General features: G+C 47.6%; 15 protein-coding genes. 13 read left to right on the top strand and 2 right to left on the bottom strand.

Features of this window, described 5'->3' with window-relative positions:
- The first annotated feature begins 23 nt into the window (after positions 1 to 23).
- From TW77_RS08045 to TW77_RS08030, 3 genes are all read left to right on the top strand, one after another.
- Entirely contained in the window at positions 24 to 473 is a 450-nt protein-coding gene (locus TW77_RS08045; RefSeq protein WP_046004445.1) for an HPP family protein, read from the top strand.
- Positions 474 to 822: 349 nt separating this feature from the next.
- Positions 823 to 1,134 (top strand): hypothetical protein, encoded by a 312-nt coding sequence (locus TW77_RS08035; RefSeq protein WP_046004443.1) that lies wholly within the window; start codon positions 823 to 825, stop codon positions 1,132 to 1,134.
- Positions 1,131 to 2,744 carry a PepSY-associated TM helix domain-containing protein gene (locus tag TW77_RS08030; protein ID WP_046004442.1) on the top strand — a complete coding sequence of 538 codons (1,614 nt, stop codon included), beginning with the start codon at positions 1,131 to 1,133 and terminating at the stop codon, positions 2,742 to 2,744. The genes TW77_RS08035 and TW77_RS08030 overlap by 4 nt, the downstream gene beginning before the upstream one ends.
- Before the next feature lie 79 nt (positions 2,745 to 2,823).
- Here TW77_RS08030 and TW77_RS08025 read toward each other — a convergent pair whose 3' ends face one another.
- Positions 2,824 to 3,345 carry a TetR/AcrR family transcriptional regulator gene (locus TW77_RS08025; RefSeq protein ID WP_046004441.1) on the bottom strand — a complete coding sequence of 174 codons (522 nt, stop codon included), beginning with the start codon at positions 3,343 to 3,345 and terminating at the stop codon, positions 2,824 to 2,826.
- 223 nt (positions 3,346 to 3,568) lie between these two features.
- Between TW77_RS08025 and TW77_RS08020 the strand changes: the two genes are divergently transcribed.
- From TW77_RS08020 to TW77_RS08000, 5 genes are all read left to right on the top strand, one after another.
- A complete protein-coding gene (locus TW77_RS08020; protein ID WP_046004440.1) occupies positions 3,569 to 3,778 on the top strand; it encodes a hypothetical protein in 210 nt (69 codons plus the stop codon).
- Positions 3,779 to 3,897: 119 nt separating this feature from the next.
- Positions 3,898 to 4,380 carry a 5-(carboxyamino)imidazole ribonucleotide mutase gene (gene purE / locus TW77_RS08015; RefSeq protein WP_046004439.1) on the top strand — a complete coding sequence of 161 codons (483 nt, stop codon included), beginning with the start codon at positions 3,898 to 3,900 and terminating at the stop codon, positions 4,378 to 4,380.
- Between the two features lie 2 nt (positions 4,381 to 4,382).
- Positions 4,383 to 5,531, top strand: a complete 1,149-nt coding sequence (locus tag TW77_RS08010; RefSeq protein ID WP_082078874.1) for a 5-(carboxyamino)imidazole ribonucleotide synthase — start codon at positions 4,383 to 4,385, stop codon at positions 5,529 to 5,531.
- Positions 5,532 to 5,593: 62 nt separating this feature from the next.
- On the top strand, positions 5,594 to 6,535 hold the full coding sequence (locus tag TW77_RS08005) for a YeiH family protein (protein ID WP_046004438.1): 942 nt from the start codon (positions 5,594 to 5,596) through the stop codon (positions 6,533 to 6,535).
- 304 nt (positions 6,536 to 6,839) lie between these two features.
- Positions 6,840 to 9,314 carry a S9 family peptidase gene (locus TW77_RS08000; protein WP_046004437.1) on the top strand — a complete coding sequence of 825 codons (2,475 nt, stop codon included), beginning with the start codon at positions 6,840 to 6,842 and terminating at the stop codon, positions 9,312 to 9,314.
- Positions 9,315 to 9,357: 43 nt separating this feature from the next.
- Here TW77_RS08000 and rrtA read toward each other — a convergent pair whose 3' ends face one another.
- Positions 9,358 to 9,930 (bottom strand): rhombosortase, encoded by a 573-nt coding sequence (rrtA, locus tag TW77_RS07995; protein ID WP_046004436.1) that lies wholly within the window; start codon positions 9,928 to 9,930, stop codon positions 9,358 to 9,360.
- Positions 9,931 to 10,012: 82 nt separating this feature from the next.
- On the opposite strand from rrtA, the gene ggt reads away from it, so the two are divergent.
- The 5 genes from ggt to TW77_RS07975 all read left to right on the top strand — a co-directional run bounded on the left by ggt (position 10,013) and on the right by TW77_RS07975 (position 15,436).
- Positions 10,013 to 11,776 carry a gamma-glutamyltransferase gene (gene ggt / locus TW77_RS07990; protein ID WP_046004578.1) on the top strand — a complete coding sequence of 588 codons (1,764 nt, stop codon included), beginning with the start codon at positions 10,013 to 10,015 and terminating at the stop codon, positions 11,774 to 11,776.
- 173 nt (positions 11,777 to 11,949) lie between these two features.
- On the top strand, positions 11,950 to 13,644 hold the full coding sequence (locus tag TW77_RS07985) for an NAD-dependent malic enzyme (protein WP_046004435.1): 1,695 nt from the start codon (positions 11,950 to 11,952) through the stop codon (positions 13,642 to 13,644).
- Positions 13,645 to 13,728: 84 nt separating this feature from the next.
- On the top strand, positions 13,729 to 13,887 hold the full coding sequence (locus TW77_RS25395; protein WP_162197949.1) for a hypothetical protein: 159 nt from the start codon (positions 13,729 to 13,731) through the stop codon (positions 13,885 to 13,887).
- The gene (locus TW77_RS07980; protein ID WP_046004434.1) at positions 13,832 to 14,647 is read left to right on the top strand and encodes an ABC transporter substrate-binding protein; all 816 of its coding nucleotides are present in this window, start codon (positions 13,832 to 13,834) and stop codon (positions 14,645 to 14,647) included. The genes TW77_RS25395 and TW77_RS07980 overlap by 56 nt, the downstream gene beginning before the upstream one ends.
- 90 nt (positions 14,648 to 14,737) lie before the next feature.
- The gene (locus TW77_RS07975) at positions 14,738 to 15,436 is read left to right on the top strand and encodes an SIMPL domain-containing protein (protein ID WP_046004433.1); all 699 of its coding nucleotides are present in this window, start codon (positions 14,738 to 14,740) and stop codon (positions 15,434 to 15,436) included.
- Positions 15,437 to 15,455 lie beyond the last annotated feature (19 nt).

Raw genomic sequence — 15,455 nt, 5'->3', positions numbered from 1 at the left:
CTGTCTACTTTGAAGGAGGTGTTGTGTTTAACTGGACTGTTTCTTTATCTGCGGGTGTCGGCACTATGCTGGCAATTTCCGCATTAGCGCTGATTGGACATCACAATCAGGAGTATTGGTTGTTGATGGCGGCGTTTGGCGCATCCTGCGTGCTTATCTTTGCGGTGCCAGATAGTCCGCTGGCGAAAGCGCGCAATGTGATTGCGGGTCACACTCTTACTGCTGTCGTAGGAGTCGTGTTTGTTACTTTTGTGCCTGTTAATGCACTGTCATTAGGACTCGCAACGGGATTGGCTGTGATGCTGATGATGCTAAGCAAAACCGTACATCCGCCAGCAGGTGCAAACCCGCTGTTTATCATGCTAACCGGTAAAAGCTGGGGGTTTTTGCTGTTCCCGGTTTTAACGGGTGCCATTTGTTTGGTTTTGTTGGGCCGCGTCTATCATCTGATCCGAAAGCGCAAGGTTGTTTAGCTTTTAACTGTGTTGGAAAGTAAATAATAGTGATTATCAATACTGTTTGTGTATAATGGACAGGATCGTCTTTACGCAATAACAGGGAGTGAAAAGTGCTTACTTCAATATTGGTAATGCTGCTACTTGCAGGAACTACCGTTATTTACCTCAGTAATAAGAACCAGCGCTGGTTAAAACAGCAAATTAAAAGTGGCTGGCGCGCCTTGGCTTATCTTTTGTTTTTTGTTGCATTCATCGGTTTCAATACCAGCATGAGCATACCTGTCAGTCTGTTTGTGTGCTTGATGATCATCATGTTGTCGCTGACGCTTATCCCATTTTTGCCGTTAATAGACAGAGGTAGGGAATGAAAAATTATACTCCGATACAAGCTGACTGGCTTAGTAAAACGCTGGCCGGACTGATTGGCGGCGCCCTGCTGAGTTTTTCTATCATTGGCTTGTTTGCCTGGTTTGGTCCTTCCGGTCTTAACTCGTCTTTAAGTGGTACAGAGTTGTTGTGGAAAACTCAGTTTAATATGTGGCTGAGTGTGCCAATTTGGTTACTTATAATTAGTTTTACTTACCTGTTCAGAACGGGGGCTCAGGCTTGGTTCTGCTTATTGTCTGCAAGTGCGGTAGGTTATGGCGTTTTAGCAATTTTAAGGGGGCTGTTATGAAAGTCAGAGCGGATATTCTGAAAACCTACCAAAGTTTACACACCTGGACCGGAATAACATCTAGTCTGCTTCTGTTTATCGGTTTCTTTGCCGGTGCCCTGACCATGTTTGCACCTGAAATTGACCGCTGGGCCACGCCCAGCAAGCATCAAATGGCCAATATAGACACGGAGCGTTATGATGCGCTGTTGGATACGGTATTGGCGTCACACCCTAAAGCCAGTGATAATGTGATCTTGCATTTTAATGACGCGCTGTCACCTGTGAGCTGGTATGAGCAGGGATCGCCGCGCGGGTTAAGGCTAGATGATATACGCTGGCATGCAACTTTAGATGAAAATGACCAGCTGGTCGCTGAGCAGGTGCCCGTTAACCGCTTATCGGAACTGTTGGACATGTTGCATCGCACCGCCGGTATTGGCGGTGAAATAGGCCATACACAGTCAGGTGTCTTTGTCCTTGGTATTGCAGCCGGTCTATACTTCCTGGCACTGGTATCTGGTGTGATCTTTTTGCTCCCAACCTTGGTCAAGCGGTTTATGGCGGTCCGTGATCAGGGGGAAAGAAAGCGCTTTTGGCTGGATGGACATAATTTATTAGGGATAGCCAGCCTGCCTTTTCATATTGTAATTGCGTTGACTGTTTGTGTATTCGCTTTTCACGACCTGCTTTACGGTACTTTGGCGCAAGTGTATGGCGATAAACCGTTATTCCCACGCAATCCGCCATCAAAAATAGAGCGTAACATTGCTGATTTGCCTAAAGTCAGTGAAATGGTGGCTTTAGCACAGTCGCATGCACCGGGTTATCAGGTGGCTCAGATAAAGCTAAGCAACCTGAATAAGCCTTCTGCGTTTGCAACTATAGATGTGGTTAATGAAGGTGAAGTAGCCAGAGGCGCGCTTCATGATTTTATGTTTATTAATCCTTATACACTAGAAGTGGTGTCCTCCAGTGTGGCTCACCCGGAACAAACCGTTTGGGCGCGACTGGTGTCGAGCTTCTTTGGATTACATTTTGGCAGCTATGGCGGCGATCTGATGCGCTGGGTTTACTTTATGATGGGCCTTGCAGGTGCCTGTTTGTTTTATTCAGGTAATATACTTTGGCTTGAAAAAAGACGTCAGAAGGGCATGCAACAGCGCAGGGCCTATCGCATTATGGGCGCGCTGACCGTAGGTGTTTGTTTGGGCGCATTGACAGGGATAGCGGCTACATTCGCCAGTAGCAAATGGCTAACACTGCTCCCTGTGAATATCAATCAGGCATATATGTTTGTTTACTACGCAAGTTTTAGCTGCGTAATGATAAGTGCGTTTGTATACGGGCCGGCAAAAACAGCCATAAACACCTTGAAGGTGCTGGCACTGCTGTGTGTATTGATACCTGTTACTTCTGTACTGGCAGGCTTAGTTCCTGCTGTCAATTTATGGTTTCCAAATAGTCTGGGCACTTTGATGGTTGAGGTGATTGCATTGGCATTTGCCGTTGTGTTTTGGTGGCTGTCAGGTCATGTTAAACGCAGAGCAATGGCTAATGAGCCAGGCAGCATCTGGCATCTTGAAACACCGGATACCATAACGTCAAACCTATCGGTTAAACACAGCTAAACAGTTAATGTAAGCAGGCAGAACACACGAAAGTTCTGCCTTTTCTTTAAGTATATAAAGAACACATCATACATAATGTTTAATATAACAAGGTCAGCTTATTAGTGAGAACTCGCAACATGCTTTCTTTGCAGGAAGTAGGGTCAGACAGACCTTGTATGAGTGTCATAAAGTAACAGTCCATCATAACCGTCGCTTTTGTGTCGTCATACGCTTGTTCAGCGAACAGGCGTTGTTTAAACATCTCAATCTGCTCGGAAAAATAGGCCTGGTGCCACAGTAAATCACTCAGCAGTGCCTGGCTAAACTCTCTGTGCTGCAAGTAAAATGAAAACAGGTAGCCTGCATAGTGACGTAACTTAAGCCGTGCGGAGTGGTGTTGATCAGCACTGCTTGCTTGTTCAATCACCACATCTATGCGTTGATGCATGGCCGTTTTGAGAATATCAATTTTATTGGGAAAGTGGCTGAAGACAGTACCCACCGCAACGCCCGCGGCAGTCGCTATCTGACGGGTAGAGGTATCTTTGTAGCCGTTTTCGACAAACAGTTGCCAGCTTTCATCCAGGATCAGCTGCTTGGTTTTTTCACTCTTTTTCATTGGTTTCCAGCCTAACCGTTTTCAGCATTATATCACGATAAGAAGTCGCCTTAACATAGCCCGTCATATTTCAGTTGCCATATGCTTGCGTGTAACTGACTGATTAAGAAAGAGTGTTAGCCTTTATCATATCAGTATGAGTAGCTGCTATAACAATATTTATTGACAATTGAGCGCGCTCAATTAAAAATATGAGCACGCTCAAATATATTAAGGAGGCGATATGTTGCAGCGATTCTTAGGTTATGTTTTGTTTATTCCATTCATCGTTTTTTATAGTTATGTGCTTGGCCCTGTACTCAAAGCCGTTCTGCTGCCAGGCGGACTGGCAATCCTGTTTTTTATTTTGGGACCCGAGGCATTTTTCTATCACTGGCGCAAAGCCCGTAGCAGTCAGCCTGATATTGCCGTGACAAACAACATTCCCGGTTAAACTGCTCTAGCAGAAATGTCGATTCGCTTTGCCGCGCCACTTGGGTATAATACGCCTGAAGTTGGCGCATACCCCAAAAAACTGCGCCTAAATCGTTCAATTTAAACTGAGGAATAATTATGACGGTTGGCATCATTATGGGCTCTAAGTCCGATTGGCCTACAATGCAACACGCAGCAGAAATGTTGGATAAGTTCGGTATCGAGTACGAAACAAAAGTCGTTTCTGCACACCGTACACCTCAATTGCTCGCTGACTACGCATCCTCAGCCGCTGAGCGTGGTATTAAAGTGATTATCGCCGGCGCCGGCGGTGCTGCTCATTTACCGGGTATGGCCGCAGCGTTTACCAGCTTGCCTGTATTGGGCGTGCCTGTTAAATCTAAAACACTTAATGGCGTAGACTCCTTGTTGTCTATCTGTCAAATGCCTAAAGGGGTTGCTGTCGGTACACTGGCAATTGGTGATGCTGGTGCCGCAAATGCAGGCCTACTGGCTGCACAAATTCTGGGCTGTCAGCAAAGTGAAATTTTTGAAAAGGTTGAAGCCTTCCGCAAGGCGCAAACTGAAACCGTTCTGGCTAACCCTAACCCAGCAGAGTAGTAATGAAAGTATTAGTTTTAGGCGCAGGCCAGTTAGCTCGCATGATGAGCTTGTCGGCCACGCACTTAGATATCCAGGTTTCAGCCTACGATGTTGCCACCCAGCAAGTAATTAATCCGGTTACTTTTGAAGCGCACTCAGCCACACTAGAGCAAGCCATTGCGAATGTAGATGCGATCACTGCGGAATTTGAACATATTCCGGCTGACGTGTTAGCTGTGTGCCAGCAAACCGGCAAGTTTTATCCCGGCGCAGAAGCCATCTTAACCGGCGGCGACCGCGGCAAAGAAAAAGCGCTGCTTGAAAAGGCTCAGGTGGCCTGCGCGCCTTATGCCCTGATCACCGAAAAGTCGCATTTTCTGGACGCTATCGACAAACTCGGCAAGCCACTTGTGGTTAAAACCTGTCAGGCAGGGTATGACGGTAAAGGCCAGTGGCGCGTCAAGCATGACGATGAAGTGGATGCCATCTGGCAGGAAATGTCTGAGTTTCTGGCTGCCGGTACCGACACCACGCCTCACGCTATTATCGCGGAGCAGATGATCCCGTTCGACAGAGAAGTGTCTATTATTGGCGTGCGAGACCATCACGGCCAATGCCGCATCTACCCGCTAACTGAAAACCAGCACACCAATGGCGTACTGACGCTATCTGTTGCGGGTAAGGAAAAATCAACAATTCAGGCTCAGGCGGAAACGGCTTTCTCGGCCATTGCCAGCGAGCTGGATTATGTTGGCGTACTTGCGATAGAGTTTTTTGATGTCGACGGCACTTTACTGGTCAATGAAATTGCGCCGCGCGTGCACAATTCTGGCCACTGGACGCAACAGGGTTGTCATGTCAGTCAGTTTGAAAACCACATGCGTGCAGTTGCGGGTTTACCCATAGGTGATACCAGCCTTGTCAGACCAACAGCTATGATCAATGTGTTGGGACAGGCGAGTATTCCTACCGAGGTATTGAGTGTGAACGGTGTTACCAGTCACTGGTATGGTAAAGCGGCCAAACCGGGGCGAAAGATGGGTCATATCAATGTCTCAGCAAGTAGCTTACATGAACTGGGTGAGCGCCTTGCTGAACTGGCGGAATTACTCCCGGAAGATGCCTATCCAGGCATTGCCCAAACCAGTCATGCATTGATCCTCAATTAAGGATTGCCGACGCCGGGTTTACCCGGCGTCATTTTATCTGATGACCGCGTACGAGCGTTATTATGTTATTAGAACGACCAGGTCTTCACAAAGCCTTATTTCTGTTTGCCTTTTTATTTACGCTTTCGCCTTTTGCCAGTGCGTCTTTGGCACTATTTATCGGCCTTGGATTTGCGCTTGTATTAGGGAATCCTGTGACTGATCTTTCCAACACCGCATCAAAATGGCTGTTAAAGATCGCCGTGATAGGCTTGGGGTTTAACGTCAATATCGAAGATGTCCTGGCTGTTGGCAGCAGCTCTGTGGTGTTAACCATTGTTAGTATCACCGCCACAATTGGGCTGGGTGAAATTCTCAGCCAGGTGTTTCGTCTCAACCGCAATACCGGCACGCTCATCTCATTTGGTACCGCTATTTGCGGTGGCAGTGCGATTGCTGCCATGGCGCCTGTGATCAAAGCAAAACAGGATGAAATCGCGATTTCCCTGAGTGTCGTCTTTGCCTTAAATGCGCTGGGCCTACTCATTTTTCCCTGGCTGGGCCATTACTTTTCACTCACTGAAAGTCAATTTGCGATTTGGAGTGCGCTTGCGATTCACGATACCAGCAGTGTTGTTGCAGCAGCTGCGGTATACGGGCCAACCGCGTTGGCAATGGCAACCACCATTAAACTCACCCGAGCGATGTGGATAGTGCCATATGCTGCCATGGCGGGGGTATTCTCGCGCTCTAGTGAAAGAGCCAGTATCCCTTTGTTCATTGTAGGTTTTATTGCTGCTGCTACTATCAATACCTGGTTGCCTGAGTATCAGGGTGTCTGGTCTGTATTTTATAGTGGCGCTAAGTCGGTGCTGGTTGCCAGCTTGTTTTTGATCGGCAGCGGTGTATCTATGGCCATGTTGCGTCAAAGTGGCTGGCGACCATTTGCAATGGCAACTGTGCTCTGGTTTATCGTCAGTGGCGTGATGTTGTTACTCATTTTGGACGGCCTGATAGCGCTGTAGTCTCTATGGTTCAGGGAGTTACCTGCATGCAGATCAGCAGATTACAAAAAAAATAAAAAAAATGAATTTTTTTGGAACTTATTCAGGCGACCACAGGTCTACTTTTATGAGGCGTGGATAGGCCTCATTTCATACTCGTTGTCCATCAACGACTATGTGAGCGCAGAGAGTATTTGGCCAGTAGCTTTACTGGCCTTTTTTTCGCAATAATCGCTCAAACTGGTCATTTGTCTAAAATTGTTCGAATTATCTGTATTCATTTGCTTAAATTAGCACTCAATAGCAAATTTAGATAATTCATAAAATGAAACAATCTCTTACTTCTCTCGCCGTGGCATCAGCGTTATTTCTGGCTGGTTGTCAGGTCACTCAAACAAGTAATAATAAATCAACAGCATACGAAACAGTCCCCCCAGCCGTCATGGCCAGCTCTGAAGCGACAGGAACTGAAAGCATCTCGCTCGAACAGGCAATGGCTCATCCTGACTGGCTTGGCAGAAAGCCGGAAGCTGCTTTTTGGAGCGCAGATAGTCAGTCTGTGCTGTTTAAGCAAAAACAAGTGGGAAGTAAACTAAGAGACACTTTCAGCTATGGTGAGAAAGGGCTTGAGCAAATCGCCTTATCGAACAAGCACCAGATAGGTGCAGATGATGCGGTTTATTCACGCGATGGCAAGCTACAGGCCTACCTCTTTTCGGGCAATGTATTTGTCAAAGATATCACCACCAACCAGGTCACCCAGCTGACACGTTCCAGCCAAAAAGCCGAGCAATTGCAGTTTTTGACCAACGGGCAACTTGCCTACGCTGCAGACAATACCTTTTATGCCATTGATCTGACGTCAGGCCTGACTACTGAGCTGGCCAAGCTCATCACGGCAAATGCGCCAAAAGGCGTCATTGAGCCACTGAGTTATCTTGCTAATGAGCAACACAAGCTCATTGGTTATGTTGCACTTCAGCATAAGAATGCCAAAGACGCGCAAAGCCGAAAAGAGGCGCTGATTGCGCAAAATGATACGCTCGACGAAAACCTGTTTTACCTGGGTGAGGGTCAGCGTATCGTCGAGACCAGCTTATCGCCAGCGGGTGATAAACTCATTGTTGCCACCACCAAAGACGTGCCTGAACGAAGCGCACAAGACATCATGCCTAATTACGTTACGCAAGATGGCAATATTGACCCCGTTAAAGCGCGTAGCCGTGTGGCAGACAACAAACCCATTGAGCACACGCTGATATTCATTGACCTGAATACCAAAGGGCAACACGCGTTGAGCTACCAGAGCTTGCCTGGTTTTGATGAAGATGTACTGGCCGAGGTAAAAAGCGAAAATGCCCGTGCCCAGGGTAAAACTTACACCAGCAAAAAGTCACCACGTCACATTGCGCTGATCCTTGACTGGGCCTGGGATCAATCTGCTATCCAGTGGAACGCACAAGGTTCTGAAGTCGCAGTAATGGTTGAAGCCTGGGACAATAAAGACCGCTGGATTGCAACCGTAGACTTTGCTAACAATAAGCTGGTGTCGCAGCATCGCCTGCACGATAAAGCCTGGGTTAACTATACTCACAATGACTTTGGCTGGCTAAACCATGAAGATACGCTGTATTACCTGTCTGAGGAATCTGGCTACAGTCATTTATATACCAAACCACTGGAAGGTAAGGCGACTCAGCTGACCTCAGGAAAATACGAAGTGTCTGAGCTGACGCTGACCAAAGATGATAGCGCTATCTATTTCAAGGCGAATATAAAACATCCGGGTGTCTATGAGATATATCGTGTAAATGTGCAATCAGGTGAACTGGAAACGCTGACCAACCTCAATGGTATGACGGACTATGTACTAAGCCCGGATGAAAGCAAACTTTTGCTGACGCACTCAAAAATAGCCATGCCGCCAGAATTGTTTATTGCCGATGCAAAGCCGGGCAGTGCAGCCGAACAGATCACCCATACCGTTTCTGAGGCATTCCTGAGCAAAAAACTTATCACCCCTAAAGTTGTCGCTGTGCCATCCAGTCATACCGACCAACCAATCTATGCCAAGGTTTACTATCCGGCCGATTACCAGGAAGGTGAGCAAGGTAATACACGCAAAGCGGTGATTTTCAATCATGGCGCTGGCTACTTACAAAACTCACATATGGGGTGGTCCGTCTATTTCCGTGAGTTTATGTTCCATTCTCTGCTCGCCAGTGAAGGCTACGTGGTCATGGATATGGACTATCGCGCGTCTAAAGGGTACGGACGAGACTGGCGTACCGCCATTTACCGTCATATGGGTAAACCTGAAATTGAAGATTTGGCCGATGGCGTGAACTGGATGGTTGAAAACGTCAATGTCGACAAAGGCGCTGTAGGTACGTATGGCGGATCATATGGCGGCTTTATGACCTTTATGGCGCTGTTTACACAGCCAGAGCTATTTCAGGCCGGCGCAGCACTCAGACCTGTCACTGACTGGGCGTATTATAACGATACTTACACCTCCAATATCCTCAACCGCCCGGCGGATGATCCCATTGCGTATCGTCGCAGCTCACCCATTTATTTTGCCGAAGGCCTGAACAAGCCTATGCTGATCAATGCGCCTATGATCGATGACAATGTGTTTTTCCAGGATGTAGTTCGACTGGTGCAAAGGTTGATAGAGCTGGAGAAAGAAAATTATGAAACGGCAATTTATCCGGTAGAGCCGCATGGCTTTGTGCAGCCTTCAAGCTGGCTGGACCAATACCGTCGTATTTATAAACTGTTCAAAGAAAACCTGTAATTTAAAGTTGGCGCAGCTTACTGGAGCTGCGCCTTTTTAAGCATTATTTCTTTTGCCACAGCAAGGGCAGAGCCAGCACCACACCGCCAATGGCACCAATTAAATGTGATTCAATCGCAACCCGGGATGAAATTAACTGACCGACTTCATCGCTGGGGCCGGCATACTGCTCCCAGGCAAGTTTACCGAGAATACCCAAAAAGAGCAGCACGCCGGTTCTTTCTCCCACTTTAATATCTTTTATTGCTCCCCAGAATATTACGCCATGAAGTAAGCCACTGAGGCCAGTATAAATACGGATATCCGGACAAAAAAGCCAGATGCCCAGACCTGTCCACAGCCCAAGCAGCAGCAGATGAACGGCATAAGTTTTTGGCGAGCGGTATTCTGCATGTAACACCCAGATAAACACCACGCCAACCACATTCAGGAGCCAGTGCGTCCAGTTGGTATGAACATACTGGCTGGTCAGGATCCGCCAAAATTCGCCCTGGTCAATCAGCTCACGGTTGAAGGTGAGTAATGCCTGGACAGGTGGCAACATAAGTACCGCACAAAGAACAATCAAAATTGCAGGTGGAAGAAGGTAGCGAGGCGCTAACGGCAGATCAAACATAATATTTCTTAGAATTTTTTTGCATATTGTGCCTGTTTACTTTTATGATGCCAATCATCTATCAGAAGAATTTCCAGACTCTATGAAATATCGCCTATCACTTGCCACACTGGCGCTCGGCGCCGCATTACCATTCACTTCTTCAGCATTAGACAACAACACCAGAGAAGTCAGAGAGCCCGAAGCCGCGACCGGATTGCAGCTAAAAAAAGAGAAAACGGCTAAAAAGTACATGGTGGTTGCAGCCAATGCCCATGCCAGTAAAGCCGGGCAGTTGATGCTACAACAAGGCGGTAGTGCCATCGATGCTGCCATTGCCGCTCAGCTGGTGCTGACCCTGGTAGAGCCTCAATCCTCAGGCATTGGGGGCGGTGCGTTTATTCTGCATTATGATAAAGAAAACGAATACCTCACCACCTTTGATGGTCGTGAAACGGCACCGAAAGACGCAACCCCGTCATTATTTTTAGACAAAGAAGGCAAGCCGGTTCGCTGGATTGAGGCGGTTGTAGGGGGTCGCTCTGTTGGCACACCCGGGATACTTCATGCGTTAAAACAGGCACATGATAAATATGGCAAACTCAAGTGGCGGCATCTGTTTAAGCCTGCAATCGAGCTGGCCGAGAACGGCTTTAATGTGTCACCCCGCCTACATATGCTGTTAGAAAAGGAGCTCAACCCGGGTCTGACTAAGCTATCTCCGGCCAAAGAGTACTTTTATCCTGATGGTAAACCACTCGAAGCCGGCACGTTACTGCGTAACCCGGAGCTGGCCAAGCTCTACCGCGAAATCGCCGAGTTTGGCCTGAAGGGCTTTTATGAAGGTAAAAATGCCGATGATATAGTGCGTGCAGTGCAAAAAGCCGCCATCGCGCCGGGTGTGTTGTCATTGTCCGATCTCAAAAATTACCACAGCAAAGAGCGCGCCCCCATTTGTACCAGCTATCACAGCTACCGTGTGTGTTCAATGGCACCGCCCAGCAGTGGCGGGATTGCAGTGCTGCAGATCTTAAAACTACTGGAAGGTAAAAAGCTCAGTCAATATCAACCGAATGAACCGCAGGCGATTCATTTATTCACTCAGGCTTCGCGCCTGGCATTTGCCGATCGCAACTATTACATTGCCGATCCTGACTTTGTTGAAGTACCTACACAAGGCTTACTCAACCCAGCCTATCTGAAACAGCGGGCCAAGCTCATCACAGACAAGGACAACAAAGAGGTGCCCATTGGCGATCCCAGCAAGGGCACTTTGGCATACGCCATGGACGACAGCTATGAATTACCCTCAACCACGCATCTTTCTATTGTTGATGCCGATGGCAACGCGGTGTCGATGACGTCCTCTATCGAGATGGCTTTTGGTTCAACCGTAATGGTGAACGGCTATCTGCTAAACAATCAGCTGACTGACTTTTCATTGTCACCAAAAGTGGGGGACTTGTGGGTTGCCAACCGGGTTGAGGCACACAAGCGGCCGCGCAGCTCGATGTCGCCGGTGATGGTATTTAATAAAGATGGCTCACTCAAATTGGTGGTTGGCTCTCCGGGCGGCAGCCGGATCATTAATTATGTTGCACAAACCATCATTGGCGTACTTGACTGGGGGTTATCACCACAGCAGGCGATTGACTTGCCAAGGGTGACAAATCGCAACCAATACACCACGCTTGAAAAGGGCACCGAGGTCGCAAAATTAAAGCCAATTTTGGAATCCAAAGGGCATACCGTCAGGGTCAGAGATCTAAACTCCGGTATTCACGCCATCGAGGTAAAAGATGATCTGTTAGTCGGTGGTGCCGATCCACGGAGGGAAGGGGCTGCAATGGGTGAATCCAGCGAGTAACCTTGGCGCTCATTCACTAAATAACGTATAATGTACGGCTCTGTTTACGCATTGACCATGCCTCAGCAGAGCCGTTTTTTATTGGTCTGACATGCTTAAAATTCATTGAATTTTAATGCATTTGCGCAATAATAATCCCTTGTACTTAAATTAACGAGTCACAGCTTGTAAATATGACTAAACAATCCGATCCCAATTATCTCTACATTCCATACTCTGGCCCTACGCTTTTAGAAACGCCGCTATTAAATAAGGGCAGTGCATTTAGTCAGCGCGAGCGCGAGAACTTTAACCTGACAGGTCTCGTACCGCCACGCTTTGAAACTATTGAAGAGCAAGTCGAACGCTGCTATCAACAGTTCTCTAGTTTCAACGACAACCTTAACAAGCATATTTATCTGCGTGCTATTCAGGACAACAACGAAACCCTGTATTACCGCCTGGTACGCGACCACCTTGAAGAAATGATGCCAATCATTTACACCCCAACAGTGGGTGATGCGTGTGAAAAGTTTTCAGATATCTATCGTAGTTCGCGCGGTTTGTTTATTTCGTATGAAGAACGTCATCAAATCGACGACATTTTGCGCAACGCAACCAAAAGCAAGGTCAAGGTTATCGTTGTGACCGATGGCGAGCGTATTTTGGGCCTGGGCGATCAGGGGATCGGCGGCATGGGTATTCCAATCGGTAAACTCGCGCTATACACCGTCTGCGGCGGGATCAGCCCAGCCTACACTTTACCTGTGATGCTTGATGTAGGTACAAACAACGAAAAACTACTCAACGACCCTATGTATATGGGCGCGCGTCACAAGCGTATTTCTCAGGAAGAGTATGACGAGTTCCTGGACTTATTCATCAAAGCGGTCAAACGCCGCTGGCCTAATGTGTTGCTACAGTTTGAAGATTTTGCACAGCCAAATGCCATGCCGTTATTAAGCCGCTACCGTGACGAGATCTGTTGCTTTAACGATGATATTCAGGGTACTGCCTCTGTGACTGTGGGCTCACTGTTAGCCGCGTGCCGTGTTAAAGGCACTAAACTATCTGAACAAAAAGTGGTGTTTGTCGGTGCAGGCTCTGCCGGATGTGGTATTGCAGAGCAGATCATCGCGCAAATGGTCTCCGAAGGCATTTCTGATCAACAAGCGCGTAGCCAAATCTTTATGGTTGACCGCTATGGCCTGCTGACTGAAGGTATGGAAGGGTTACGTGACTTCCAGGCAGCCTTAGTTCAGTCAAAATCAGCGCTAGAAGCCTGGAGCTTCAGTGGCGAATTTGCTTCATTGCTTGACGTGATGCATTGTGCGCAGCCTGACATTCTGATTGGCGTGTCGGGTCAGCCAGGGCTGTTTACCGAGCAGGTTATTAAGGCAATGCACTCAGGCTGTGAGCGTCCAATTATCTTCCCATTGAGTAACCCTTCTCGTCAGGTCGAAGCACATCCAAAAGATGTAATTGAATGGACCCAGGGCCAGGCAATCGTGGCAACCGGTAGCCCATTCGAGCCGGTTGAGTTCGATGGTCAAACCTATACCATTCCGCAGTGTAATAACAGTTACATCTTCCCGGGCATTGGTCTGGGCGTGTTGGCAGCCAAAGCATCGCGCATTACCGAATCTATGCTGATGGTCGCCAGTGAAACACTTGCTGAGTCTTCGCCATGGGCTAACACCGGTAAAGGCAGCTTACTCCCTTCATTGGTTGAAATTGAGCCACTGAGCAAGCGCATTGCTTATGCCGTTGCTAAAAAAGCAATGGAAGAGGGCGTTGCGCTGGAAATGCCTGAAGATCTGATCTGGGCAGCAATTGAGAAGAACTACTGGTTACCTGAGTACCGTAACTATAAACGCTGTAGCGTATAACTCAGTAGTATAAACAGTGTGGCGCAATTGTGATTTTTGCGCCACACTTGATCTCAACGCTGTTCGCTCAGCGTTGGGCTGTGCATGGAGCACTGTAGAGAATCTGTGCAGATCCGACCTCACTTTGCTATGCAGCAGGAATCCAGCAAAACCGGCTTTGCATTGATGTTCGATGTAGGTGAACTGAATGCGCTACGCCATCTTACTTATTGTATGTCTCTGCTCGGTAACCGTAAAAAGTGAACCGATACACATAGACATTATCTCTGATTATTCTCCTGACTCGAAACAAGCGCCCGCCGACTTGGCAACCCAGTTACTACTAAAAATAGAACACACTCTTCAGGGCAAAGTAACCCTGGATTTTATGCCCGCCAGCCGCGAAAGGGAATGGCGCGAATTAGTACGTAACCCAAACGCCTGCTTGTACAACAAGGTTAAGACACCTGAACGCGAAGCGATGGCGTTGTTCACCGCCTATCCGCTAATGTCTTTCCCGGCTAATCGCCTGATCCTCAAAAACCAGCCAAATATTCCCGATACCATTTCACTGGGAACTGCGCTCAGAATGGGGTTCAACATAGGTGTGTCTGAAGGGCGCTCATATGGCCTCGAGATTGACAATTTTATTACAGCTAACCGCAATGCATTTTGGGTTGCAGAGGGGAACCAAAGCGCTTATCGCCTCAGAACGATGCTGAGTCAGGGCAAGCTGGATGGGATCATTGAATACAGCTCGGTATTCATTAATGAACATCCTTCGGCACAGGCCCTTAATGGCTACAGCTTTCACGCAATAGAAGAAGCTGGGTTGACCATTTTTGGCTATATCGCTTGTGCTAAATCGAACGAGGGCAAGCAAGCGATTGACCTGTTGCAAGCTGCGCTGCAAAGGCCAGATCTACAGCTGGCGATCATCACCGCGCATACGGGGCTGTTTTTTGAACAAGAAGAGCCCTTCATACTGCGCGCTTTACACAAAGCGTTTAACATTCAGCATTGATTAACAAACTTGTGCTTTAATTGGCGCATCTCTTGTGGTTTTATAATTCATAATCACATCATCCTATTCCAACAGAGTAAGGAGGCGTACATGCGCTCACTTTTAGCCGCTGCAATTTTTGCGATCAGTACCTGCGCACAAGCAGGCAGTTTACCCGAGGGACCACATTTGTATGTAAAGGGCATGTCGTCAATGGAAGTGCAGCCTGATGCAGCCATTATTCGTGTCGCGATAACTGAAAAACACAAGTCATTACCGGATGCCAAATCTAACGTTGATCAGATAATGGCAAAGGCAATCCAAATTGCGAAAAACTTTAATATTAAAAGCAACGATATCCATGCCGAGCAGCTGAATGTGCATCGCCAGACACGCTACAACCGCACCACTAACGAAGAAGAGTTCGACGGTTTCAGAGTAAGCCGCAGCCTGACGGTAAAGCTTAAAGACCTTTCAGAATATCCTAATCTACTTCAGTCTTTTGTAGACAGTGGTATCAATCAGTTTAATAACACCGAGTTTGTTGTTGAAGACAAAGCTGAATATATGAAAAAGCTTAAAAAGTCTGCGATTGAAGAAGCCAAAGCGGCCGCCAGAGAACTAGCCGATGACTTTGATGTGGACTTGGGCCGACTATACTCTGTGTCATTTTCACCGATGAACGTACCTGTGCAGCCTTATGCCCGTGGCAAAATGATGGCCGCAGAAGCGATGGATGTCAGCCAGGCTTATAATACCGGAGATACAACACTGACTGCCGAAGTGTATGCAGTGTATTTTATCGAGTAAACTCTCTATACTGGACCTA

Origin of the sequence: Pseudoalteromonas rubra, assembly GCF_000967655.1 — a bacterium.
GTDB lineage: Bacteria > Pseudomonadota > Gammaproteobacteria > Enterobacterales > Alteromonadaceae > Pseudoalteromonas > Pseudoalteromonas rubra_A.
The sequence above is the reverse complement of the archived record's forward strand: the minus strand, read 5'-3'. Positions and strand labels throughout refer to the sequence as shown.